The 22,763-nt window shown below is 41.5% G+C and carries 22 protein-coding genes; 4 read left to right on the top strand and 18 right to left on the bottom strand.

Going from position 1 to position 22,763, the window contains the following annotated elements; all coding sequences use genetic code 11:
• Positions 1-22 precede the first annotated feature (22 nt).
• From AC3WLU_RS11790 to asnS, 4 genes are all read right to left on the bottom strand, one after another.
• Complete coding sequence (locus AC3WLU_RS11790; RefSeq protein ID WP_063575768.1) at positions 23-559, bottom strand: YpoC family protein; 537 nt, start codon at positions 557-559, stop codon at positions 23-25.
• The gene (nth, locus tag AC3WLU_RS11785; protein WP_057277814.1) at positions 559-1,215 is read right to left on the bottom strand and encodes an endonuclease III; all 657 of its coding nucleotides are present in this window, start codon (positions 1,213-1,215) and stop codon (positions 559-561) included. The genes AC3WLU_RS11790 and nth overlap by 1 nt, the downstream gene beginning before the upstream one ends.
• Positions 1,216-1,237: 22 nt before the next feature.
• Positions 1,238-1,933, bottom strand: coding sequence for a DnaD domain-containing protein (locus tag AC3WLU_RS11780; RefSeq protein ID WP_053535560.1), 696 nt, complete (start codon positions 1,931-1,933; stop codon positions 1,238-1,240).
• Between the two features lie 114 nt (positions 1,934-2,047).
• Complete coding sequence (gene asnS, locus AC3WLU_RS11775) at positions 2,048-3,340, bottom strand: asparagine--tRNA ligase (RefSeq protein ID WP_492597287.1); 1,293 nt, start codon at positions 3,338-3,340, stop codon at positions 2,048-2,050.
• Between the two features lie 507 nt (positions 3,341-3,847).
• Here asnS and AC3WLU_RS11770 point away from each other — a divergent pair.
• The 3 genes from AC3WLU_RS11770 to AC3WLU_RS11760 are packed head-to-tail and all read left to right on the top strand — an operon-like array spanning position 3,848 to position 5,825.
• Positions 3,848-4,636, top strand: a complete 789-nt coding sequence (locus AC3WLU_RS11770) for a fumarylacetoacetate hydrolase family protein (RefSeq protein WP_492597286.1) — start codon at positions 3,848-3,850, stop codon at positions 4,634-4,636.
• Positions 4,633-5,421: a fumarylacetoacetate hydrolase family protein gene (locus AC3WLU_RS11765; RefSeq protein WP_440438966.1), complete on the top strand. Its 789-nt coding sequence runs from the start codon at positions 4,633-4,635 to the stop codon at positions 5,419-5,421. Before AC3WLU_RS11770 ends, AC3WLU_RS11765 begins: the two co-directional genes overlap by 4 nt.
• 17 nt (positions 5,422-5,438) lie before the next feature.
• On the top strand, positions 5,439-5,825 hold the full coding sequence (locus AC3WLU_RS11760) for a 5-carboxymethyl-2-hydroxymuconate Delta-isomerase (protein WP_034307909.1): 387 nt from the start codon (positions 5,439-5,441) through the stop codon (positions 5,823-5,825).
• A 78-nt stretch (positions 5,826-5,903) separates the two neighbouring features.
• Here the strand turns inward: AC3WLU_RS11760 and hpaB are convergent, their stop codons facing one another.
• Positions 5,904-7,376, bottom strand: a complete 1,473-nt coding sequence (gene hpaB / locus AC3WLU_RS11755; RefSeq protein ID WP_034307911.1) for a 4-hydroxyphenylacetate 3-monooxygenase, oxygenase component — start codon at positions 7,374-7,376, stop codon at positions 5,904-5,906.
• 164 nt (positions 7,377-7,540) lie between these two features.
• On the opposite strand from hpaB, the gene AC3WLU_RS11750 reads away from it, so the two are divergent.
• Positions 7,541-8,428 carry a LysR family transcriptional regulator gene (locus tag AC3WLU_RS11750; protein ID WP_176548635.1) on the top strand — a complete coding sequence of 296 codons (888 nt, stop codon included), beginning with the start codon at positions 7,541-7,543 and terminating at the stop codon, positions 8,426-8,428.
• Between the two features lie 163 nt (positions 8,429-8,591).
• On the opposite strand, the gene AC3WLU_RS11745 is transcribed toward AC3WLU_RS11750, so the two are convergent.
• From AC3WLU_RS11745 to panB, 13 genes are all read right to left on the bottom strand, one after another.
• Positions 8,592-10,157 carry a solute symporter family protein gene (locus tag AC3WLU_RS11745; RefSeq protein WP_063575764.1) on the bottom strand — a complete coding sequence of 522 codons (1,566 nt, stop codon included), beginning with the start codon at positions 10,155-10,157 and terminating at the stop codon, positions 8,592-8,594.
• Between the two features lie 3 nt (positions 10,158-10,160).
• Positions 10,161-10,499, bottom strand: coding sequence for a DUF485 domain-containing protein (locus AC3WLU_RS11740; protein ID WP_063575763.1), 339 nt, complete (start codon positions 10,497-10,499; stop codon positions 10,161-10,163).
• 543 nt (positions 10,500-11,042) lie between these two features.
• Positions 11,043-12,026: a 3,4-dihydroxyphenylacetate 2,3-dioxygenase gene (gene hpaD, locus AC3WLU_RS11735; protein ID WP_134782127.1), complete on the bottom strand. Its 984-nt coding sequence runs from the start codon at positions 12,024-12,026 to the stop codon at positions 11,043-11,045.
• Between the two features lie 31 nt (positions 12,027-12,057).
• On the bottom strand, positions 12,058-13,572 hold the full coding sequence (hpaE, locus tag AC3WLU_RS11730; RefSeq protein WP_057276308.1) for a 5-carboxymethyl-2-hydroxymuconate semialdehyde dehydrogenase: 1,515 nt from the start codon (positions 13,570-13,572) through the stop codon (positions 12,058-12,060).
• Between the two features lie 76 nt (positions 13,573-13,648).
• Positions 13,649-14,566 (bottom strand): 2,4-dihydroxyhept-2-ene-1,7-dioic acid aldolase, encoded by a 918-nt coding sequence (gene hpaI / locus AC3WLU_RS11725; protein WP_353749981.1) that lies wholly within the window; start codon positions 14,564-14,566, stop codon positions 13,649-13,651.
• A 109-nt stretch (positions 14,567-14,675) separates the two neighbouring features.
• Positions 14,676-15,353: a GntR family transcriptional regulator gene (locus AC3WLU_RS11720; RefSeq protein WP_057276306.1), complete on the bottom strand. Its 678-nt coding sequence runs from the start codon at positions 15,351-15,353 to the stop codon at positions 14,676-14,678.
• A 224-nt stretch (positions 15,354-15,577) separates the two neighbouring features.
• Entirely contained in the window at positions 15,578-16,762 is a 1,185-nt protein-coding gene (locus AC3WLU_RS11715) for a pyridoxal phosphate-dependent aminotransferase (RefSeq protein ID WP_063575758.1), read from the bottom strand.
• Between the two features lie 19 nt (positions 16,763-16,781).
• Positions 16,782-17,258, bottom strand: a complete 477-nt coding sequence (locus AC3WLU_RS11710) for a cell wall elongation regulator TseB-like domain-containing protein (RefSeq protein WP_034307930.1) — start codon at positions 17,256-17,258, stop codon at positions 16,782-16,784.
• An 18-nt stretch (positions 17,259-17,276) separates the two neighbouring features.
• Positions 17,277-17,447 carry a YpmA family protein gene (locus AC3WLU_RS11705; RefSeq protein ID WP_065310840.1) on the bottom strand — a complete coding sequence of 57 codons (171 nt, stop codon included), beginning with the start codon at positions 17,445-17,447 and terminating at the stop codon, positions 17,277-17,279.
• 150 nt (positions 17,448-17,597) lie between these two features.
• The gene (dinG, locus tag AC3WLU_RS11700) at positions 17,598-20,378 is read right to left on the bottom strand and encodes an ATP-dependent DNA helicase DinG (RefSeq protein WP_492597285.1); all 2,781 of its coding nucleotides are present in this window, start codon (positions 20,376-20,378) and stop codon (positions 17,598-17,600) included.
• Between the two features lie 160 nt (positions 20,379-20,538).
• The gene (panD, locus tag AC3WLU_RS11695; protein ID WP_057276303.1) at positions 20,539-20,922 is read right to left on the bottom strand and encodes an aspartate 1-decarboxylase; all 384 of its coding nucleotides are present in this window, start codon (positions 20,920-20,922) and stop codon (positions 20,539-20,541) included.
• 24 nt (positions 20,923-20,946) lie between these two features.
• Positions 20,947-21,795: a pantoate--beta-alanine ligase gene (gene panC, locus AC3WLU_RS11690; RefSeq protein ID WP_413000911.1), complete on the bottom strand. Its 849-nt coding sequence runs from the start codon at positions 21,793-21,795 to the stop codon at positions 20,947-20,949.
• Positions 21,792-22,628: a 3-methyl-2-oxobutanoate hydroxymethyltransferase gene (panB, locus tag AC3WLU_RS11685; protein ID WP_492597284.1), complete on the bottom strand. Its 837-nt coding sequence runs from the start codon at positions 22,626-22,628 to the stop codon at positions 21,792-21,794. Before panB ends, panC begins: the two co-directional genes overlap by 4 nt.
• Positions 22,629-22,763: the final 135 nt, after the last annotated feature.

The following is a 22,763-nucleotide window of genomic DNA, read 5'->3' as shown; positions in this document are numbered from 1 at the left end:
AAAAAACGTCTAAGCTTTTGGCTTAGACGTTTTTTTGGCTGTTCTTATTTTTGATCATGAACTTTACATATTGTTTTTCAAATTCTCGGAACAACTCACTGAGCTGTCTATAAGAATGAAAAAAAGCGGGTCTGGCAAGGATGAAAGAAAGCCTTTCATCCATGTTCACCGGAATATTGTTAAAGGATTGTATTTGGCACCGGATATCATTCAATGCCACTGGCTGCCCATGCATCCAGAAGACTGCGGTTAAAAATAAACCGATCCCCTGCTTCATGAGTCCCAAGGTCTGTCCCGCTTTTCGCTCAGAATATAGCAATCTGCATTCCGAATCAATTCCCTTCCAACTCTCCAGCAGTTCCTTTACATGCATTGCCCCCTTCGTCCAGGGAGCATAGGCTTCTACATTATTATAATAAAGTAACTCATACGGGAAAGCCTCGAATGGAATCGTTTCACTCCAACCTGAATATCGCTCTTTTTCCAAGATGGTTTCCTTTTCAGAAAAAAACAAATGATGGGCCAATTCTTCAGGGACTTTTAATGATATGGACTGCATCAATTGGCTTCTTTCCTTTTCATTCTTTTTTTTCCTTCACGGCATAAATCGAGAAGCGGGCAGGTTTCACATCTTGGTGACTGGGCCTTGCAATGATAGCGTCCAAAGAATATCAGGCGGTGATGCGTAACGGACCACTCATCCTTTGGTATCTTAGCCATCAGCGTTTTTTCAACGTCGAGGACACTATCCTTCCAACGGCATAATCCCAGGCGCTTGGAAACACGCTCTACATGGGTATCCACAGCGATCGCCGGCACATCAAATGCAACGGAAACGACTACATTCGCCGTCTTTCTGCCAACGCCAGGCAATTTAACAAGCTCATCACGATCTCTCGGAACTTCCTTACCGTATTCTTCGATCAGCATGCGCGACAGCTTTTGTATATTCTTAGCCTTGTTACGAAACAAACCGATTGAGCGAATGTCATTTTCCAACTCTTCAATCGGTACGCTTATGTAATCCTCAGGCGTTTTATATTTCTGAAATAAATCCTTCGTCACTTTATTGACTAATACATCCGTACACTGAGCTGACAGGGCAACAGCAACCACCAATTCAAATGGATTGGAGTGATTCAGCTCACAATGGGCATCTGGAAACATTTCACCCATCGTATCCAGGCAATATCGAATTTGAGCTTTATTCAACATATCGGTTCTCCTTCAATTTACATTACTGCTCGAGCCAGTTATAGAAAGGCACATCTTTCAATGGTTGTGCAGTTTCCGTCTTTCGGTCCCTTTTTTGATGAACTCTAAATTTTTGTCCTTGCTCCCTTGCCTGTTCCAAGGTTTTAATTCCATTCTTTTTCCACTCGAATAAAATTCGATCAATGTATCGGAAATTCAATTTTCCGGAAATGACAGACTCCCTCAGAGCTGACTTAATGATTTCAGGTTGATGGTCATCCTCCATCCACATTGCCAATGTCTCACATTCAAAGGGAGATAAAGGGCGGCCGAACTCCTGTTCAAAAATCGTATAAAGGCTCTCCCCCGCTTTTTGGATTTCTGCAGACTCTGCCTGTTTCAAAGTTTTCAAGAAACAGTCCATCATTTTTTCATACAGTGGAGACAACGAATATTTTTCCTGTCCGATTTCTTGGCTCCCCTCAACCACCATTTCAACAAATCCCCTTTGGACCAAACGCTGGATCATGAATAGACATTCCGTTTCCTGCAATGTCATTCGGTCAGAAAGTTGGGAGGGTGCAGGGAAATGATTACCTTTATCGATGAAGCTTTGCAATTGTAATAATAGGACCATTTCTTGTTCATTCAGTCCCATTGCACTATAGTTAGTCAACAAAAAGGATGGAATCGTTATCGTTCCTTCCTTAAACCACGCATATAAATGTTCTTTATTCATGTTTTTGGACACCTCTGGTTTAGTATAACATGAATACGGCTCATCGAATAAGTTTATAATTTTAACAAAAAACGGTTATCTGCCAATTGGCAAGATAACCGCTTCATAACGTAATCAAGGATATAATCGATTTAATAGACGTGGGAACGGGATGGTTTCACGGACATGCTCGACTCCACTGATCCATGCTACGGTGCGTTCCAATCCCAAACCGAAGCCTGAATGCGGCACAGAGCCATATTTTCTTAATTCCATATACCATTTGTAAGCATCTTCGCTCAAGCCATGCTCATTGATTCTCTGTTCAAGCAATCCCTGATCATGAATCCGTTCTGAACCGCCAATTATTTCTCCATATCCTTCCGGAGCGATCAAATCGGCACAAAGAACGACTTCTTCCCTGTCAGGATCTGGTTGCATATAGAAAGGTTTGATTTTGGTTGGGTAATGAGTTATGAAAACGGGCTTATCATAACTTTCCGCTATCGCAGTTTCATGCGGAGCTCCAAAATCATCCCCCCATTGAATATCATCAAATCCTTGTTCATGAAGGAACTTAATGGCTTCATCATATGTAATGCGCGGGAAAGGAGCTTGGATTTGTTCAAGCTTCGATGTATCACGGCCCAGTGTATTCAACTCAAGCTCACAGTTTTTCAATACGGATTGGATGATGGAAGAAACGAATTTCTCCTGTACCTCCAGGTTTTCTTTAAATTCGATGAAAGCCATTTCAGGTTCAATCATCCAGAACTCGATTAAGTGTCGTCTTGTTTTGGATTTTTCTGCCCTGAAGGTTGGGCCAAAGGAAAATACCTTCCCAAGTGCCATGGCAGCCGCTTCCATATAGAGTTGACCACTTTGTGAAAGGTATGCATCCTCATCAAAGTATTTGGTCGCGAACAATTCACTCGTTCCCTCTGGTGCGCTTCCCGTTAAAATTGGGGGATCCACTTTAACGAAGCCTTCTTCATTAAAGAATTCATATGTAGCACGGATTATTTCGTTCCGGATTTTCATGACTGCATGCTGCCGTTTTGAACGCAGCCACAAATGGCGGTTATCCATTAAAAATTCAGGACCATGCGCTTTAGGTGTAATGGGATAATCCAATGATTCATGAATGATTTCAATATCTTTCACCTGTAATTCAAAACCGAACGGCGAGCGTTCATCCTTTTGAATGACACCAGTTATATACAAGGATGACTCTTGCGAAACCGATTTCGCACGAGCGAAAATCTCTTCTCCAACTTCAGCTTTCACGACCACCCCTTGAATAAAACCAGAGCCATCACGTATTTGAAGGAAAGCAATTTTCCCACTGGAACGTTTGCTGGCAAGCCAGCCTCCAATGGTTACTTCTTGATCGACGAATTTGCTAGCATTTTTTATTGTAATTTTCACGGAATTTACCTCCAAAAATAACTTAACTTACTAATGAATTTACTCTACTTATTATACCCATAGCCCTGCTTACAAGCAAATAAATCAATTGAAGCGGAGGTTCCATGCCTTTTATATCATTCTTATTATGTTTTTGTCGCGTATTCGCCAGATTGTTGCATGGTAAATTACTTTTCACTAATGCCCATGCTCTTATTACAGTAAAATCATCTCGGTATATGTTTAGGCCGACATTTCTAATATTGAACAAAGGATTGAATCCAATCAACCAATGGTAATCAAATACTCTTTACCATTCATCATCGGAATATCCCCCATTCATAATCTTTCAATTTGAACTCCTAGCTTCATACTAACTAAATGTTCCAGGCATTTTTCTGTTGAAACCCAGCTTTTTTCTAACATTTTTTGTCTAATTATACTGAATAATCTAAATATGTTGAACTTAAACAAAAAATCATATACGATATCATATATGATTAATTAAAAAATCAAGGGGTGAGTACCATGGCAAAAGCAAGAGTTAAACTCCAAAAGTCAGATTACTCAGAAGAAGTGGAAATACTGTCGAACCGCTATATATTAATGAACGGTGTTAAGTATGAGGTATCACGAATCAAGTTGGATAACCCTATTTCCGGAACGGTATATGGAACATTATTAAACTATAAAGGATCATTGGAAGCAATGAAGGGAAAGATCGACCATCCGCCTTATAATGAACCTCCTAAAGGGCCGGTCCTTTATATTAAACCTAGAAACACGTTTTCTTCTTATTCAAATCCAGTTCCCCTTCCGACCGGCATACCTGAATTGGAAATCGGAGCCGCACTTGGAATAGTGATCAGTAAAACGGCGACAAGAGTCAAGAAAGAACATGCCTCTGATTATATAGAAGGTTTTACGATCGCCAATGATATTAGCATTCCTCATGAAAGCGTTTTCCGTCCTGCTATCCGCCATAAAGCCCGTGATGGATTTTGCCCGATCGGTCCATGGGTCGTATCCAAGGAATCCATCTCCAACCCCGATTCTTTAGGATTTCGTGTATATATTAATGGAGAGCTAAGGCAAGAAAATTCAACTTCAAATCTAATTCGCTCCATCCCCCGGCTTATTGAGGATGTAACGGACTTCATGACCTTGAGTACGGGTGACGTCCTTCTAGTTGGAGTGCCTGAGAATGCACCGCTGGCCAAAGCCAATGATCAAGTCAGGATAGAAATAGACGAAATCGGTTATTTGGAAAATACGATCATTTCCGAGGAAAAATTATCACTGGAGGGGATTTTATGAAGAGAGCACGTGTAGCCTTTGCAGGTGCCATACATCCAGCAAGTGAATATCATGGCCAGCTCCAATTGGCGGATGGCCGGCTTGTCAATGAGCAGGACGTTGTCTGGCTTCCCCCTGTGGAACCACGGACTGTCTTCGCGCTTGGCTTGAATTATGCAGACCATGCGAAGGAGCTAGCTTTTAAAGCCCCGGAAGAACCCCTTGCATTCTTAAAAGGTCCCAATACATTCATCGGCCACCGGGGACAGACAAGGCGGCCTGCTGATGCAGCTTATATGCATTATGAATGTGAACTGGCAGTGGTCATCGGTAAAAAGGCGAAGAACATAAAAAAGGAAGAAGCCTTTAATTATGTAAGTGGATATACGATTGCAAATGATTATGCAATACGGGATTATCTGGAGAACTACTACCGGCCAAATTTAAAGGTCAAAAATCGCGATACCTGCACCCCCATTGGTCCCTGGCTCGTCGATGCCGAAGATATTCCAGATCCTTCGAATCTTGCCATCAAAACTTACGTCAACGGAAAATTGACTCAGCAAGGCAACACGAAAGACATGATTTTCGGCATTGCTGATTTAATTGAATATTTCAGCAGCTTCATGACATTGAGTCCAAACGATATCATATTGACAGGCACACCTGAAGGCTTGGCGGATACTGCTGTAGGCGATGAAATCATCACTGAAATTGAAGGTATCGGAAAACTCGTTAGCACAATAGTCGGGGACGATGTATTTACTGAAAACGGGGATCGGCCTCATCTGAATATCCACAAATAATGGAAGGGACTGATCATATGCCTCATATAATTATTGAATATACGGATAATATCAAAGATGAAATCCAGATTGACGGCTTATTAAGAAAGGTGAATGATGTACTGATATCCTATCCCTCCATCTTTCCAATTGGCGGGATTCGATCCCGGGCCATTGAATTGAAGCATTATCGTGTTGCCGATGGTACAGAGGATGATGCTTTTGTTCATGCCATACTAAAAATTGGCGCTGGACGCCAGGACAGTGATAAAACGAAAGTATGTGACCACCTTTTCGAAACGATGGAGTCCCATTTGGCATCCCTCTTTTCAAAAAGATATCTTGCCCTCTCCATGGAACTTACGGAATTCAGTGATTTTGGCACATATAAAAAGAATAATATCCATAATCGATATAATAAATGAACAATATTTCATATTTAAAGGCCTTCCACATCATCGGGAAGGCCTTTAAATTAATATGTTTTGCCAATGCTACCGGGCTCAGTTGATTTCTGCAAGGTTTTCAGTACGGTTCAAGAACTCCTTGACACGGTCCACATATTCCTGTTTATCATAGCCGTTATATAAAGCGCTAGCCATACGGACCGGATCCCCAAAAAAGAATCTTTCGTACAGGGTTTGCCTGGATCCAAATGAACTCATGCATACATCCCATGCGAGACGATACAATTTAACCCTGTCATAGGCTCCACCATTCGCAGCTTGAAGATATTTATCCAAATCCGGTCGAAGCTCCGAATTGAAATCGGCTTCATTTGGTATCGCCATTAAGCCACTAGCCCCAAGAAGCTGCATTATTTCACTGAATCTAGGGTAAATCTTCGGATAATAATTACGGGCAATGTTTAACGGTGTGAAATCGGGTGTCATCATTCCCCACTTATCCACTTTCGCGTTTGCCTCCGAAGCTGTTATGAAAGCCTTTACCGTTTCAAGCGCTATGATGACTTCCGAGATTTTTTCCTGAACATGCTGGTATTGCCCGATATTGATGGTTTCCACCATTAGTTGCAGAATCCCCAGAATGAACTCGGTTTTGGCGATATTCTTCGCTACCACCTGATGGGTCATATGAACAACCGCATTGCTTTCATTATAAGCCTGGTTGCAAATGCCGACATCCCCATATGCAAATACCCGATTCCAAGGAACGACTACATCATCAAAAACGATAATCGTATCCATTTCCTCAAATCTTGAACCAAGAGGATGGTCAAAATGTGATTTGCCATAGTCGAATGATTCACGACAGATGAATTTCAACCCTGGTGTATTATTTGGTATGGAGAATGCAAATGCATAAGGGTTTTCTTCTTCCGATTGTTTAAGCAATGTTGAAGGGAATACCATGATTTCATCCGTTATTCCTCCTTGTGTAGCTAATAATCTAGCTCCCTTTATAATAAGCCCTTCTGAATTCTTGCCAGCAATCCGTGCAGCGATGTAAGGATCCGGAAGCTTTGCGGCACTAACTCCCCTATTAACCTGGGGTTGAATCAGGGTATGTGTCAACGACAAATCCTTTTCCCTGCAGAGCTCATAATAATCTTTCATATTTTTAGCAAATGCCGAATCCTGAGTGCCGAACATATCAGCTGCTGTACCGTACGCCATCATCCCACTGTTGATATAGTCAGGGGAACGTCCCATCATTCCATTATTATGCCTTGCCCATTCTTGAATCATTTTCCTCCTTTTTTCAAGGTCTTCCTTAGTCCGCGGCTGCATGAATGAGGTCCCTACTCTTTCGTTTGAAGTTGGTGAAATATAAGTCATGATGTCAGTTTTCGCGGAATCATGCTGCAAATCATATAATTCGGCCTGTGATTTCATGACCCCTTTAAAAGCTGGGTGTTGACTGATCTTATTTTTTACTTGCTCTCCATTGATCCATACATTCGCCTTTGCTTTGTCTACCCTATCGATATATTCTTTACCTGTTTTAGCCGGCATGCTTACATCCCCCTTTAGTATTAATTTAATAAAGCGCTTACAATTAAATAAATTCCAAAAATTGAATTAATTCCTATAACAAAATATACCATGTGTTATGATATATATATAATACTTAAAAAATTCAATATGTATATGTAAATCATATGTATGAGGTGTATATAATGGACATCCGGCAGTTAAAGTATTTTGTGACGATCGTTCAGGAAGAACAAGTAACCAAAGCCGCAAAAAAATTACATATGGCTCAACCGCCCCTTAGCCAGCAACTTAAATTAATGGAAATGGAAATCGGTGAAAAACTTTTCGATCGGAATGGAAAGAAACTTGAACTCACTGAAACTGGCAAGGTCCTTTATAAAAAAGCTGAAGCTCTATTAATCCAGTTCGAAGAATCTCTACTGGAAGTGAAGGAAGTCAGTAAAGGGGTAAAGGGTACTCTTTCCATAGGTTCAGTAAAAACTTGCTTTTCTTACATTCCGCAAAGGATGAGAACCTTTAGGGTTAAATACCCTGACATTCGTTTCAAGTTAATGGAAGGTGATACGTTCCGTTTGACAGAAGGCTTAATAAACAGGGAAATCGAGTTGGCCATTGTAAGGCTTCCTATTAACGGTAAGCAATTCTCATCGATTAACCTTCCCCCGGAAGATTTTGTGCTTGTCACCCCAAAAGATTGGGATATCCCAGACTCGATCGAATTCAAACAAATTAAGGAATATCCCCTCTTATTGCTGCATAGGGTTAGCGGTCAAGGAACTTACGAACTGATAGTGGATGAATGCCTAAGACATGGATTTGACCCTACGATTGTATGTGAATGTCCTGATGCTGCCATGATCTTATCCTTAGTGAAGGAAGGAGTAGGCGCTACCATCATGCCACGTACCACGTCCAAATCGTTTTCAACCCAGGGGATAAAAATAGTCGAATTGATAGATTGTGTAGTACAATCGGAAGCCGCCCTTATTTGGCTCGAAGATCGCTATCTTTCCAAAGGAGCCGTCAAATTCCTAGAAACATTTTCTGAAGGAATGCCTAGTTATCCTTGAATATTAGTGCACCTGTACCTCTTTGTAGTAATCTTTTGTATTTGTTCGAATTTCTTTATCCATTGAAAAGAAAAAAGCAACCTATCATTTGATGGCCGCTTTTTCAAATCCATTCACAATTGCGTTGGACTGCGCTTTATTAATAGGCATGCCTTTACATCATTTAATGTCGCAAAACCCCCTTAACATCATGACCGGTATTGGACTTTACCAGGATTTCATTATAATTGTCTTTTGCAACCGTTTTCGGACCGGTCCTGCGATTACCGATCAAGGCACCTAAATAGCAGGCGATGAATCCAAGCGGAATGGAAACGATTCCTGGTGAATTCAAAGGGAAAATCGGTTCACCTGTCATTATGGATGCTCCGGGGACCGGGTTCCAGACATTTGGACTGAGGGCCACGAGCAAAAGTGTTCCAAAAAGACCTGTCATCATACCGACTATCGCTCCAGTTTTATTGAATTTTTTCCAATAGATCGTAAGAAGGATTACTGGCAAATTCGAACTGGCGGCCAATGTAAAGGCGATAGATGCCAGAAACGCTACATTGAATTCCTGCAGACCTAATGATAAAACAATCGCAAGTGCAGTCACACCAATAGAAGCCCATCTAGCCATCGTCATTTGCTGTTTTTCCGTCGCTTTTCCATCTTTTAATATTTCATTATAAAAATCATGTGAAAATGCCGTAGCACCTGTTAAAACGATTCCTGCAACTACTGCGAGTATCGTTGCGAAGGAAACGGCCGCAATAAATGCGAATAAGATGTCCCCGCCCACAAGTTGGGCCAATAAAGGTGCAGCCATGTTACCTGCTGGATTAGCGGCCATGATATTCGATGTTCCGACCAACTTAGCAGCACCGAATCCGAGAAAAATGACCATGATATGAAATGCACCCATAATCCACATCACCCAAACAACCGACTTTCTTGCCACTCGTGCATTCGGGACAGTCAAAAAACGTATTAAAATGTGAGGCAGACCTGCCGTTCCCAGAATCAGGCCCAGTGACAAGGATGCTGCATCCCACCCACTGGCATATTTAATACCTGCTCTCAGGTAATCAGCTCCCATCGGTGTCGCTGTTTTCATATCCGTGAAAATTCCGATGAAACTAAAATTCAACTTCCACATGACGATCATGAATAATATAAACACTCCGCCTATCAGCAGGATGGCTTTAATGATCTGCACCCAGCTCGTCGCCGTCATCCCCCCGAATAGAACAAATACCAGCATTACAATACCTACGATGATGACAGAGGTATTATACGGGATGTCCAAAAGCAATTTAAATAAAGCGCCTGCAGCAACAAGTTGCCCCAGCATGTACATGACTGATATCACCAGGGTATTAAATGCGGTCACTCCCCGGACCTGTTTATATTTAAACCTTGTAGTCACCATATCAGCCAATGTGTATTTCCCTAAGTTCCTTAATGGCTCAGCCACTAGGAATAACACCACAAGAAATGAAACAAGTGCTCCATACATCAGGAAAAATCCATCATATCCCGTTAAGGAAAATGCCCCTATCAACCCTAAAAACGTGGAAGCCGACATAAAATCCCCGGCCAATGCAAGTCCATTTTGCCTAGCGGTCAACCCGCCCCCAGCCGTATAAAAGGAGCCTGCCGTTTTAGTTTTTTTGGAAGCGAAATACGTGATGAAAAGAGTACCTAACGACATTAGCGCAAAGAGAATGATAACTGTCCAATTCATGTTTCAAAGCCCTTCTTTCTCGATGATTTCTTTTATTTGTTCATCGATTCTTTCAGATTTCCTTACATATATGCTGCAAACCCATACAGACATAACCGTAATGGAGACACCGTACGCCCACGCCCAGGTTATGTCCCCGATGAAAGGGTGATCCAGGATATCTGTGTAAAAAACTAAGAAGGGTAAAAGCAAGGAATATCCCATAAAGAAAATCGTAAAAGGGATGACGAACTTCTTTTTGTCGGAGAGCATATTCTGAAACTCTTTCGAGGCAACAATCTTTTCATAATCCACTAGATTGGTTTGTTCCGATTCATCAAGGTTTTTTTCCAGCCGAACCATCTCTACACACCTCTTCTGATATTTATTTTTACAAGGACGGTCCTGGTAGTGTTCCTCCAATGTCAGCCTCATTCTTCAATGGCACAGATCCCCCTCCATCCCAGAATACCTACAACCTCATCTGCCCAAAGAGGGTCTGAAGCCCATTCCCTAAGCTTTCCATACTCCTTTTGTGAAACCGATGAAACTTACAAATAGGGCAGCAGTAAGCTCCCACTGCTGCCCTGTCCCAGACCATATCTTTTAAAAGGTTTGCACTTTCACAATAGTCTTGGCTCGCCTATCCTTCATCTGTTTCGACTTCTTGATACATTACTTTTCCATTTGATATGAATCTTCTTTCCTTTCAAGGGAAGAGAATCACGGAAATGTAAGTGCCAACTCCCTTGAAAGGATCCGTCCATTATTTGATGGGCTATTCCTTATCAAGCAGTCTTCCATCAACTTTTCACCAATTGCACAGGCGCCCTATTGAAAAGACTATGAGAGTCCAAGTATGTTTTTCCTGAATATTCCATGTTCCATCCTAAATCCCGCTTCTTTTTATATGATGAATTCAGGCTTACTTTTTGCCAGGATCGGTTCTTTAAGAGGAACTTCTTCTCCTGATATTATATCAAGCACAGAAGATGCCTCATCAAACCATGAATCCGGAGCTTGGGCTCCCCAGAATGTCTGGCGTCTTGGATCATTCAAATCCCAATGAATCGGTTCGGTATCCGGGTCAGATGTTAAGTAATCCCCATTGTATAATTCAATCCTGTGACCATCCGGATCTCTTAAATATAGGAAGAATGCATTGGATAGGCCATGCCTTCCCGGGCCGCGTTCGATTGACTGTGCATATCCGAGAGATGCCAGTACATCACAGGCATGGATAAGTGCAAGCGGGTCAGGCAGAAAGAAGCCTACATGATGAAGTCTTGGACCGATACCGTTCATGAATGCCTGGTCATGGACCGTTTGCTTTCTATGTAGCCACGTTGCCCATAATTTGCCCGACTCATCCACAGTATCTTCCGAGCAGGCAAAACCTAATTCTTTCATATAAAAGTCAGAGGCTTTTTGCACATTTGGCACACAACAATTCACATGATCGATTCTTTGGACCCTCGAACCCCTATGCATATCATATCGTTGCAGCAATCTCTCGGCTTTATCCATTTTGTAAAAAAACTCTACTGGCAATCCTGAAATATCCTGAACTCGCAGTGACTTGCCTAGTGCATGCTGTGTTCCTTCCTGCATCCACTTCATTTTCATTCCCTTGGATAGGAAGAAAGATTCCAACCCTTCAAGGTCTTCCTCTTTTTCAACCTTGTATCCTATTGCCTCAACGCTTGGCTTTTCTGCCTTTTGCAAGATAAGCGAATGATGATGCGCTTCCTCTAAACCACGTAAATATATGTGGTCATTCGTTCTTTCCGTTTCAATAAAACCTAAAGCATCCACATAAAAGGCTCTTGATTTATCTAAATCTGTTACATTAAGTATCGTTCTCGCAACACGAATAATAGAAAAATTCATAGTATTCTCCCCTTCTTTAATGAAACCCGGATTATTTTTCAGCAGAAGAAACGGCATTTTGTTTTACGTCGCCAAATTTCGGAATGTGATGTTCTCCAATTGCCACGTGGATAACTTGTGTTTCCGTATAGAATTCAAAGCTATAATGGCCGCCTTCACGTCCTACCCCACTATATTTCGACCCTCCAAAAGGAATCCGCAAATCCCTAACGTTTTGGGAATTCACCCAGACCATCCCACTATCGACAGCTTGAGCAAACCTATGTCCACGTTTCATATCATTGGTCCATACATAAGCAGCTAGCCCATACTTTACATCATTAGCCATTCTCAGTACTTCCTCTTCAGTCTTGAAAGGAATGACTGCCATGACAGGGCCAAAAATCTCTTCTTGTGCCACCGTCATATCATTTGTACAGTTCAAAAGAAGCGTCGGGGCAATATAATTCCCTTCCTTGAATGCACTTGGTATGGCACCGCTTACAATTTCCGCCCCTTCATCTTTTGCTATATCCAGATATCGGGAGACATTATTAAAATGGTTACGATGGATCAGCGGTCCGATTTCCGTGTCTGGATCCATTGGGTTTCCAATCTTGATATTATGAACACGTTCCTTCAATTCTGCCACGAACTGGTCTATTATCGATTCATGGACAAATAATCTGGAATTGGCTGTGCAGCGCTCCCCATTGAACGAATAGATTCCCCATACCACTGAATCCAGGGCCTTTTCTAAATCGGCATCTTCAAAAATGACTGCTGGTGATTTACCGCCGAGTTCCATGGAAAAACGTTTCATTGTATCTGCACCATTTTTAATGATTTCAGCGCCGGTTGTCGTTTCTCCGGTAAAGGATATCAATTGGACTTCAGGATGGGCAACCAAGGACGCCCCCGCTGTCTCCCCAAAACCGTGAACAATATTGAATACGCCTTTTGGCAGACCGGATTGATCAATGATTTGAGCTAATTTATTGGCAGTCAATGGAGACCACTCCGCTGGTTTAAGGACACATGTATTACCTGTAGCCAGGGCCGGGGCGATCTTCCAGGTTTCTAACATGAAAGGTGCATTCCAAGGAGTGATTAATCCTGCCACTCCTATCGGTTTATGAATCGTATAATTGATGAAAGTGTCATCCACTTGATATGACTCTCCTATCAGCCTGCTTTTCACCATTTCAGAATAAAAACGGAAATTCTCCGCTCCCCTTGCCGCTTGTTTTTTTGTCTGGCTAATCGGCAACCCTGTATCCAGTGATTCCAAAAAGGAGATTTCTTCGGCATTTTCTTCAATTAGATCAGCAATCCTATTCATGTACTTCAATCTTTCTTCCACTTTCATCGTTCTCCATGGGCCATTATCGAATGCAGCTCTTGCGGCGGCGACCGCTTGATCAATATCCTCTTTAAACCCTTCTGCCACATTATTGATTGCTTGATTATTAAAAGGGCTTAGATTTTCAAATGTTTTTCCTGAAATACCATCCACAAATTGACCATTGACGTAATGCTTCACATCCTGCACGGGAAAAGTTTGCATGATAAATCCTCCTTTAAAAAATAATTCGGGAAGATGACAAAAATCGTTTGGATTTGTGCAATCTTCCCAATCTAGCTTATGACTGGATTTTTTGGTCAATCAACCCGTATGATTGAAGGGTTTCACGCAGTTCTTTTTCCAATGGTTCCGAAGGCGGTCCCATAGGCGGCCTTAATGCCGGATTGATTTTCCCCATCATCCCCATCGCAGCTTTTAATGGTCCTGGATTGGTTTCTTTAAACAAAACATCATTCAATGGCATTAATTTGTAATGGAGGTCAAGCGCCTTATCTACATCACCCTCCACCCAAAAATTATAAATGTCCGCCACTTCTTTAGGAGTGATATTGGCAGTAGCACTTATATGTCCTGCCCCTCCAATAGCCAACATTGGATAGCATAATAATTCAATGCCAGAATATAAGAGAAAATCCCTTCCGCAATTCAATAAGACACGGTTCACATGTTCGAAATCTTTATTAGATTCTTTTACACCAATAATATTTTCACAATCTTCAGCAAGACGTGCCAATGTCTTCACTTCTAAATTCGTCGCCGTTCTTCCAGGAATGTTATAAACGATCAGCGGGATATCAACAGCATTAGCTACGGTTTTAAAATGATTATAAAGTGCCTGTTGATTCGGTTTATTGTAATAAGGTACGATGACTAAAGCAGCATCCGCGCCCATTTCCTGTGCCCTTTTTGTCAAATGCAACGTTTCTTTCTGATTGGCAGATCCGGTACCTGGTGCAACTGGAACACGGGCTTTTGCTGCTTTAATTGCCGTTTCCATCACTAATTCCCGTTCCTCAATCGTAAGTGAACTCGGCTCGCCTGTAGTCCCGCATACCGAAATCCCATGGGAACCGCTTTCAATATGCCAGTTTACTAGATTTTCAATTGCCTTTACATCAACTTCCATCTTGTCATCAAAGGGAGTGATAACGGGTGCGATGGATCCTCTTAAACGACTTTTGATTTCCTCGTACATTTTTTCTACCACCTTTTTATTATTTGAATATTCCGAATAATTCAAGTGAAAAAATCGGCTTTGCTTTTATCAATAATCAATCGACTATAATAAAACAAAGCCTGGGTCATCAAAGTGCCTGATCTTGATTAGTTTCCGCCCTCTGCTTGAAAGTGCTTATCGCATTCAGTTTATGCTTTCTCACCAATGATTCAATTTCTTCAAAAGATGCTTTTTCCTTTAGGAGCTTTATGATGCTTTCATGTTCGCGAATCGATTGGACTGCGCGTTGCGGCACCATGGTGAACATGGACTTTCTGACTCTATTCATTCTTTGTTGTGCCTGTTTAATTTCCTCTATTAAAAAGGAATTTCCGCACTTTTCATAAATTTCCGCATGGAAACATTCGTTTAATTTACCAAACAGCTCTAATTCAAAGTTATGGAGGGCTTTTTCCATTTCATTGTTTAAATTAATTAGATTTTCAAAATCATGATCATTCATGGTTAAAGAACTGAGTGCAGCTGCATATCCTTCAAGCAGAGATAAAACAGAAAGAGTTTCAATGTATTCGCTCTCATTTATGCTTGTAACCACCGCTCCACTATAAGGCTTATATTGAATAAGGCCGTCAGATTCCAGTTGCCTGATCGCTTCCCTGACAGGAATCGGACTTAAACTAAGTTCTTTTGCCGTTTGATCGATAATGATCCGCTGTCCAGAACCATATGTTCCATCCAAAATTAATTTACGAAGGTGCTCATAAGCTAGTTGCTTTTTGCTGGGGTTTTTGCTTTTCTCTTCCATATTTTCATCATATATGAAATCATATATGATTGCAATCGATTTTCATTAAAAATCATATATGATTTTTCACATGCTTGTTTTGCATATATGAATGACCTGTGCCTATGAATAGACAGAATGTATCTAGAAAATCCGGCAGCCCACGCAATGTCCCCCCTTCTTCACGTATCGAAATATAATCCAACTAAAAAACCTGCAGACTCAGTCTGCAGGTTTTTAATAAATTAGGCCATTTTTGAATTAACGAATGAATGTATTCTTTCAACGGCTGCTTCCAGCAGCTCCAGTGAAGTTGCATAAGAGAGTCTGATGTTATCAGGTGCACCGAACCCTGAACCTGGAATAACAGCCACTTGAGCTTCTTCAAGCAACGCAGTCGTAAAATCTTCGACATTGCTATACCCTGTTAATTCAACTGCACGTTTAACGTTCGGGAATAAATAAAATGCCCCTTGTGGTTTTATGCAGCTTACGCCTGGAATTTCAACCAATTTATCATAGATTTTATTCAAACGGCTTTCAAATGCTTGACGCATTTCCTCAACAGGCTCCTGTGTACCTTCATAAGCCGCAATCGCACCATATTGAGCGGTTGTCGTTGGGTTGGATGTGCTATGACTAGCAAGGTTCGCCATTGCTTTAATGATGGATTCATCACCGGCTGCATAACCTATTCTCCAGCCAGTCATCGAGTGCGATTTAGAAACACCATTGATGATGATCGTTTGCTTTTTCAATTCAGGTGAAATCTCTGCAATGGATGTATGTTTAGCATTTCCATAAACCAATTTTTCGTAAATTTCGTCGGAAACGATCAAGATATCATGAGCCAGGCAAACTTCCCCGATAGCCGCCAATTCTTCCCTGGAATAAAGCATGCCCGTTGGATTGCTTGGAGAGTTGATGATAACCGCTTTCGTTTTATCGGTAATTGCTTGTTCTAATTGTTCTTTCGTGATTTTATATTGATTTTCTTCCGTACCGACTATATAAACCGGCTTACCGTCAGCAAGCTTGATTTGCTCAGGATAGCTCACCCAATATGGTATCGGAACAATGACTTCATCTTCTTCATCCAGGATAGCTTGAAACAATGTGTACAGCGAGTGCTTTGCACCTGAGCCAACTGCAATTTCAGACGGTTTGTAATCCAAGCCCTGATCACGCTTCAATTTAGCCGCAATTGCTTCTTTTAACTTCGGCAGACCAGCGGATGGCGTGTATTTAGTTTGACCTTCATTCATGGAAAGAAGTGCTGCATCTATGATATGTTTGGGCGTATTATAGTCTGGTTCACCTGCACCCAAACCAATTATATCTAAACCTTGGGCCTTAAGTTCCTTTGCTTTTGCCGTAATGGCCAATGTTGTTGATGGCGTTAATGACTGAACACGGTTCGCTAATTTCATTTTAAATTAATCCTCCATTCTAAATGCTTCGATAATACTTTAGCCATTCCCCAGTTTTAAAATCATAATAGTCATAATTAAAGCGCTCGGATTCATCAAGATACGTTACTTCCCAAAGCGGGACGTTCTTTTCCATGCCTAGCTTAACCGAAATGATTTTTTGGGGATTAAGCTTTTCTTTGACAATGTTCATGATTTCTTTTTTTGATTTACCATCTTTATAGTTTTCCACTACTATTTCTTTCTTCTTGTCCTCAGGAAGCCAGACTATTTTTTTAGTCCCTTTTTCCCCCTTACCAATGATGACAGAGTATGAATCCTGCCCATTATAAAGGTAGAATTCTTCCATGGTAACAAGGCCGCCCTCTTCCTTTGCCTTTTTAAAAGCCTCATTACCAGCCTCTTTTTTAGGCTGCAACGCTTTAATATATGCCCCGCTGACAAATCCGATAAAACAAAGGACTAGGATAGAAGCAATAATCAACCATTTTTTCAAAGCTGCTTTTCCTTCTTTCTATGTACGATAAATTGTAAATATCGCTTTTTCTTGATCTTGGGAATCCAATGCCAGACCGAACATCAAATCATCTTTTTTCAATGTTCGGTTCAAGGAATCCACAATTTTATACAGATCAGGAGAATGTTGCAACCTGACTGTTGAAATTACTTCGATTTTACTTTCCATGAAAATGCCCCTCCATTTTAATAAATTGTCAACAACCACTGGTATGAATAGGATTTGAAGGCTTTACCACCTATCACATTATACCAGTTCAGTGGTTATTTTTCTTTAAAAATTATAAAAATTCCTGGATTAATGAATTATCAAGATCCTTTAAATCCACTCTTCTATCATTTCAGCCATTTCTGTAATAGTGCCTTGGTGCCAGTCCACTTTCGGAATCGCCTTTTGAAATTCAGTTCCATATTTAGCAGTGATGATGCGGCGATCAAGTATAACCAAAATCCCTTTATCTTCTGGAGTGCGTATAAGCCTGCCGAAACCTTGTCGGAACCTTAATAGGGCTTCGGGTAATGAATACTCAGAGAATGGATTGCGCCCCTGCTTCTCGAGAAGTTGGCATTTTGCAGCTGTCACTGGTTCATCCGGTGGCGAAAAAGGCAGCCTGACAATGATTAAACAAGATAAATCCTCGCCAGGGATATCGACGCCCTCCCATAGGCTTGTTGTCCCAAACAGGACCGCTTTCTCGAAGTTTTGGAAATTCCTGAGCAGCCTCATCCGGCTTCCGCCAGAAATCCCTTGTGCAAACAGGGTGAACTCATCCAGAACACCACAATCTTTGACCGAATGATAGGTTGCGCGCAGCATTTCATGCGAGGTGAATAATACCATCATTCTCCCTTTCGCTGCCTGAGCGGCAGCAATAATATGGTTTGCCGCGGTTTCGGAGAATTCCTCCACCGATAAACAATTGATATCTGGTAGATCATTTGGAACCAGTACCTTTACGAGTTTCTTATAAGGAAAGGGTGATGGAAAACTTGCTGTCTGCATAGGCTCATTCTCTAATCCGAGTTGTTCCTTAAAATACTTAAAAGAATCCTTCACCACAAGGGTTGCCGATGTCATGACCACACTTTTTTGGCGCCCGAAATAGGAATCCCATAGCCGTTTACTGCCTGCAATCGGCTGAACCGTCAAAGTCACCCCATGCTGAGGTGCTGCATTCGTATAATCAAGCCAATAAATATTTTCTTCATGAGGCTTGATGAAAAACTCATGCAAGGAGTCCCTGGTATCCTGTAAATGTCCAAGCAGCACCTCGATATCATTTAAGTGAAATAATGAATTTTTCCCTAATGGGGACTCATTATTCAATAAAAGGGCCAATCTTTTCTCTAACTCCGTGATGATGTATCCTAATAAATCCACCAACCGCTCAGCGACAAGAATCGCTTTTCCCCATCTTCCGTCATCTATTTTGAATGAAAGCCGTTTTGGACTTACAGAACGTGAAAGTTTTTCCGCCTGATTGGAAAGGTAATAAAAAAGCTGTTCAAATTCATACGAAAAATCACTAAGCTTTTGATCCAATTCATGTGAAGATCTCCCGTCCGTCAGTCCGTTATTCAAAAGCATCCTGTCCAATTTATATAATAATTGCTTTTGATCCGATGTCCCTAGTCTGTTCAAAATCGTCTTCACCGAAATGTAATTAAGCCTGCTCCCAAGCTGTTTGGATGCAGCCTGTTCCAAATGGTGTGCTTCATCGAGAACCAAATACCCTTTTTTGGGAATCAAGGCGTCTTCCGTAAGAAGATCCGTCATTAAAAATGAATGGTTAGTAATGATGATATCCGCCTTTGCAGCTGTTTTTTTTGCCCGTTCAAAAAAATCCAATTCAAGCCAGGGCTGTTTTAAACCGGCGTATGTAAGACCATCACTTTGAAGCCTATTCCAAAATAGCTGACCGCCGCTTGTAAGGTTCAATTCATCTTTATCACCTGTTACGGTCTCAGTAAGCCAAACCAATATCTGCATTTTCGTTAAGGCCGTTTCATAATTATCTTCCTTTTCACGCAAAGCCCTTTCGAACTTTGCCAAGCTCAAATAATTGCTTCTCCCCTTCAGTAAAACAGCTTGAAAGGTAAAAGGAAGGATTTTCTTAAGCTTAGGAACCTCGTTTTGAAGTAGTTGGTCCTGCAACTGAAGCGTATACGTCGAAACGACGACAGGTTTTTGATGTTTTTTTGCAAAATAAACGGCCGGAAGCAGATAACCTATCGATTTACCAATACCGGTTCCAGCTTCAATGATTGTATCCTGGCTGGTTTCGAAAGAATTGTGAATCAGGTTCATCATATCAAGTTGTCCGCTTCTTGCTTCGAATGCAGGGAATGCACTTTGGAGCATGGCTACTTTTTCCTCATTGTCGAGCGGGAATTTAGACCCCGTGTCTTTATGATCACCTTCATGTTCAGCCTTTTTAAAGGCAAGGCCCCTATAAGTGATTAGATCAGGTGAATGGACTTCTGCTTTAGCAAGTTTGCTTGCAATGCAAGCATCTATTAATTCGGAAACCTCACTTTGTAAGGAATAAGATAATCGATACAACTGTTTAAGTGTCATGACTGGAAGATTCATCAGCTTTTTTTTCAATTCCAACAATAATAAAGCGGTGGCATATGCATCACTATCCGCTTGATGGGGCCTGGAATGATCTAGGTTTTCTTCTTTAGCCAGCTGGTGTAGCTTATATCCATCGGATGTTGGTTTTAATATTTTCGCTAACTCCACTGTATCAAGGGTGGAACCATAAAACGGCTCAAACCCGCATCGCACTAGTTCTTCCTGTAAAAAAGATAAATCAAATAAAACATTATGGGCAACAAAACAAGCCCCTTCTATAAGCCGGGCAATATTTTCTGCAACATCTTCAAAGTCAGGTGCATTTTTTACCGTCTCGTTGCTTATTCCGGTCAATTCTTCAATAAACAAGGAAATTTCCTGTCCAGGGTGGATGAATGTCGAGTATTCATCCACGATTTGGTCATTTTCGATGACCACTCCAGCAAATTGAATAATCCTATCTCCTTTTTTCGGAGAATTCCCTGTTGTTTCCAAATCGACCACTACATATCGTTGCATCATGAATTGTACACCTCAAACTTCGCTTTCTCCACTTCCTGATGGAATTCTCTTATCTTTTTTATACCATAATAATCGTAATAAAGGAAACAAGCCGTTCATCAAAAGACGAAAAGGGCCGGCACCTATATGCATGTTTCATGCACATGTGCCGGCCCTCCGCTTACATGATTGTAGCTGCAGGTTCGTTTGAAATTAAATCAATGATTTTATTGTATTCATCCATGATCGCAACTTTTGGTTTGTGATCTCCCAGTTTATCCTCAGAAACCATCACATAAGAAATGATTATCACGATATCATCCGGCTGCACCAGTCTAGCTGCCGCTCCATTCAAACACACGACACCGCTACCCCGTTCACCCGCAATCACATACGTTTCAAGCCTTGCACCATTATTATTATTCACGATGGCGACTTTCTCATTAGGCAAAATCCCCACCGCATCTATTATATCTTCATCAATCGTAATGCTGCCTACATAATTCAAATTAGCTTCAGTTACCCGTGCACGGTGGATTTTTCCATTCATCATCGTTCGAAACATCTCAATTCCCCCTGATCTTATGATTTATTCTATATATAAGGTGATATTATCAATTAGTCTTGCACGCTTGAACTTTACAGCCATTGCAATGATGATGTTTCCTGCCAGTGATTCAAGTGGTTTAAGTTCCGGGTATTGATAGACTTCAATATAGTCAATCACGCCACTTGTTTGGGCAGTAATATGTTCACTAATTAGAGCCGTGACGGTAGCTGCATTTCTTTCACCTGATTCAACCGCCTCTTTGGCCTTCAATAAACTTTGGTACAGCTCTTTAGCCTCCATGCGTTCTTGATCTGATAGGTTCACATTTCGCGAACTCTTCGCTAACCCATCTTCCTCGCGTACGGTATCTACAGCTACAAGCTGGATAGGGAAATTGAAGTCTTTGATCAGTCCATCTATCACGGCGACTTGCTGGGCATCCTTCTTACCAAAGTAAGCTCTATCGGGAAGGATGATATTGAAGAATTTCGTTAAGACTGTCGCTACACCATCAAAGTGTCCAGGCCTTTGTCTCCCGCATAAAACATCCGTCCTGCTTTGGACAACAACTTTCACAGATGGTTCTTCACCGTACATTTCATGGACTGTTGGATAGAAGAGATAATCCACTCCGCCATTGGCTGCGACATTTTCATCCCGTTCCAAATCCCGCGGATATGTTTCAAAATCCTCATTCGGTCCAAACTGCATCGGATTTACAAAAATACTCAATACCACAATATCATTCTCTTTGCGGGCCATTTCCAAAAGGGTTGCATGCCCCTCATGCAAAAACCCCATTGTCGCTACATAGCCAATGCTTTTGTGATTGTTTTTTTCCTCTCTAAGTGCCAATTGCAAATCAGCTGCTGATGTAAAAGTTTTCATCTTTTTCCTCCGTAAAGTTCAGAAAGCTGCTCTTCCTTCATCGTGAATGTATGTTCTTCCGACGGAAAATCTTTAGATTTCACTTCATTCACAAAGCTTGTAATCGATTGGCCAATCAGTTCATTTGCATCTCCATAAACTTTTACGAATTTCGCTAGCCGGTCTACCCCATACTTGATGACATCATGGTAAACGAGGACTTGACCATCCGTTTCTGCACCTGCTCCAATTCCAATGGTTGGAATTTCGAGGTTCCGTGTGACGAGTTCCCCCACTTGATATGGAACACATTCAAAAACTACTAGCATCGCTCCTGCCGCTTCACACTTTCTCGCATCTTCCAAGAGTTGTGCTGCACTTTCTGCATCTTTTCCTTGCACTTTATATCCGCCCAGAACACCGACGGATTGAGGAGTCAAGCCAAGATGGGCTACAACCGGGATCCCTGCCTTTGTCAATGCTGATATTTTTTCAACTACATCATCCGCTCCCTCGAGCTTCACGGCGTCCGCATGACCTTCCTGCATGATCCGGGCTGCATTCTTCAGTGTTTCATCCATAGATAGGTGATAGCTCATAAAGGGCATATCCGTCACGACAAATGTATTTGGTGCCCCGCGTTTTACTGCCTTTGTATGATGGATCATGTCATTCACCGTAACTGGAATCGTTGAGCCATACCCCAATACGACCATTCCTAAAGAATCACCGACTAAAATCATGTCTACACCTGATTGTTCGGCTAACTTTGCTGACGGGTAATCATAAGCCGTGAGCATGACAATCTTCTCTTGATTTTGTTTCATCTTCAAAAAATCTCCGGACAATTTCATTACGTTTCCTCCTTTTAATGGAGGAGATGAAAACATCAGCGAAAACTGGTGTCTATACATTCATGCGCAAAAAAAGGACTGACTAAAAAAGTATCTGTTTCGCTACGAAAAATGGCATGAAAAGCCACAATTCGA

This window comes from Peribacillus sp. FW305-BF15, from assembly GCF_058783805.1.
This window is presented reverse-complemented; position numbering and strand designations above follow the sequence as displayed.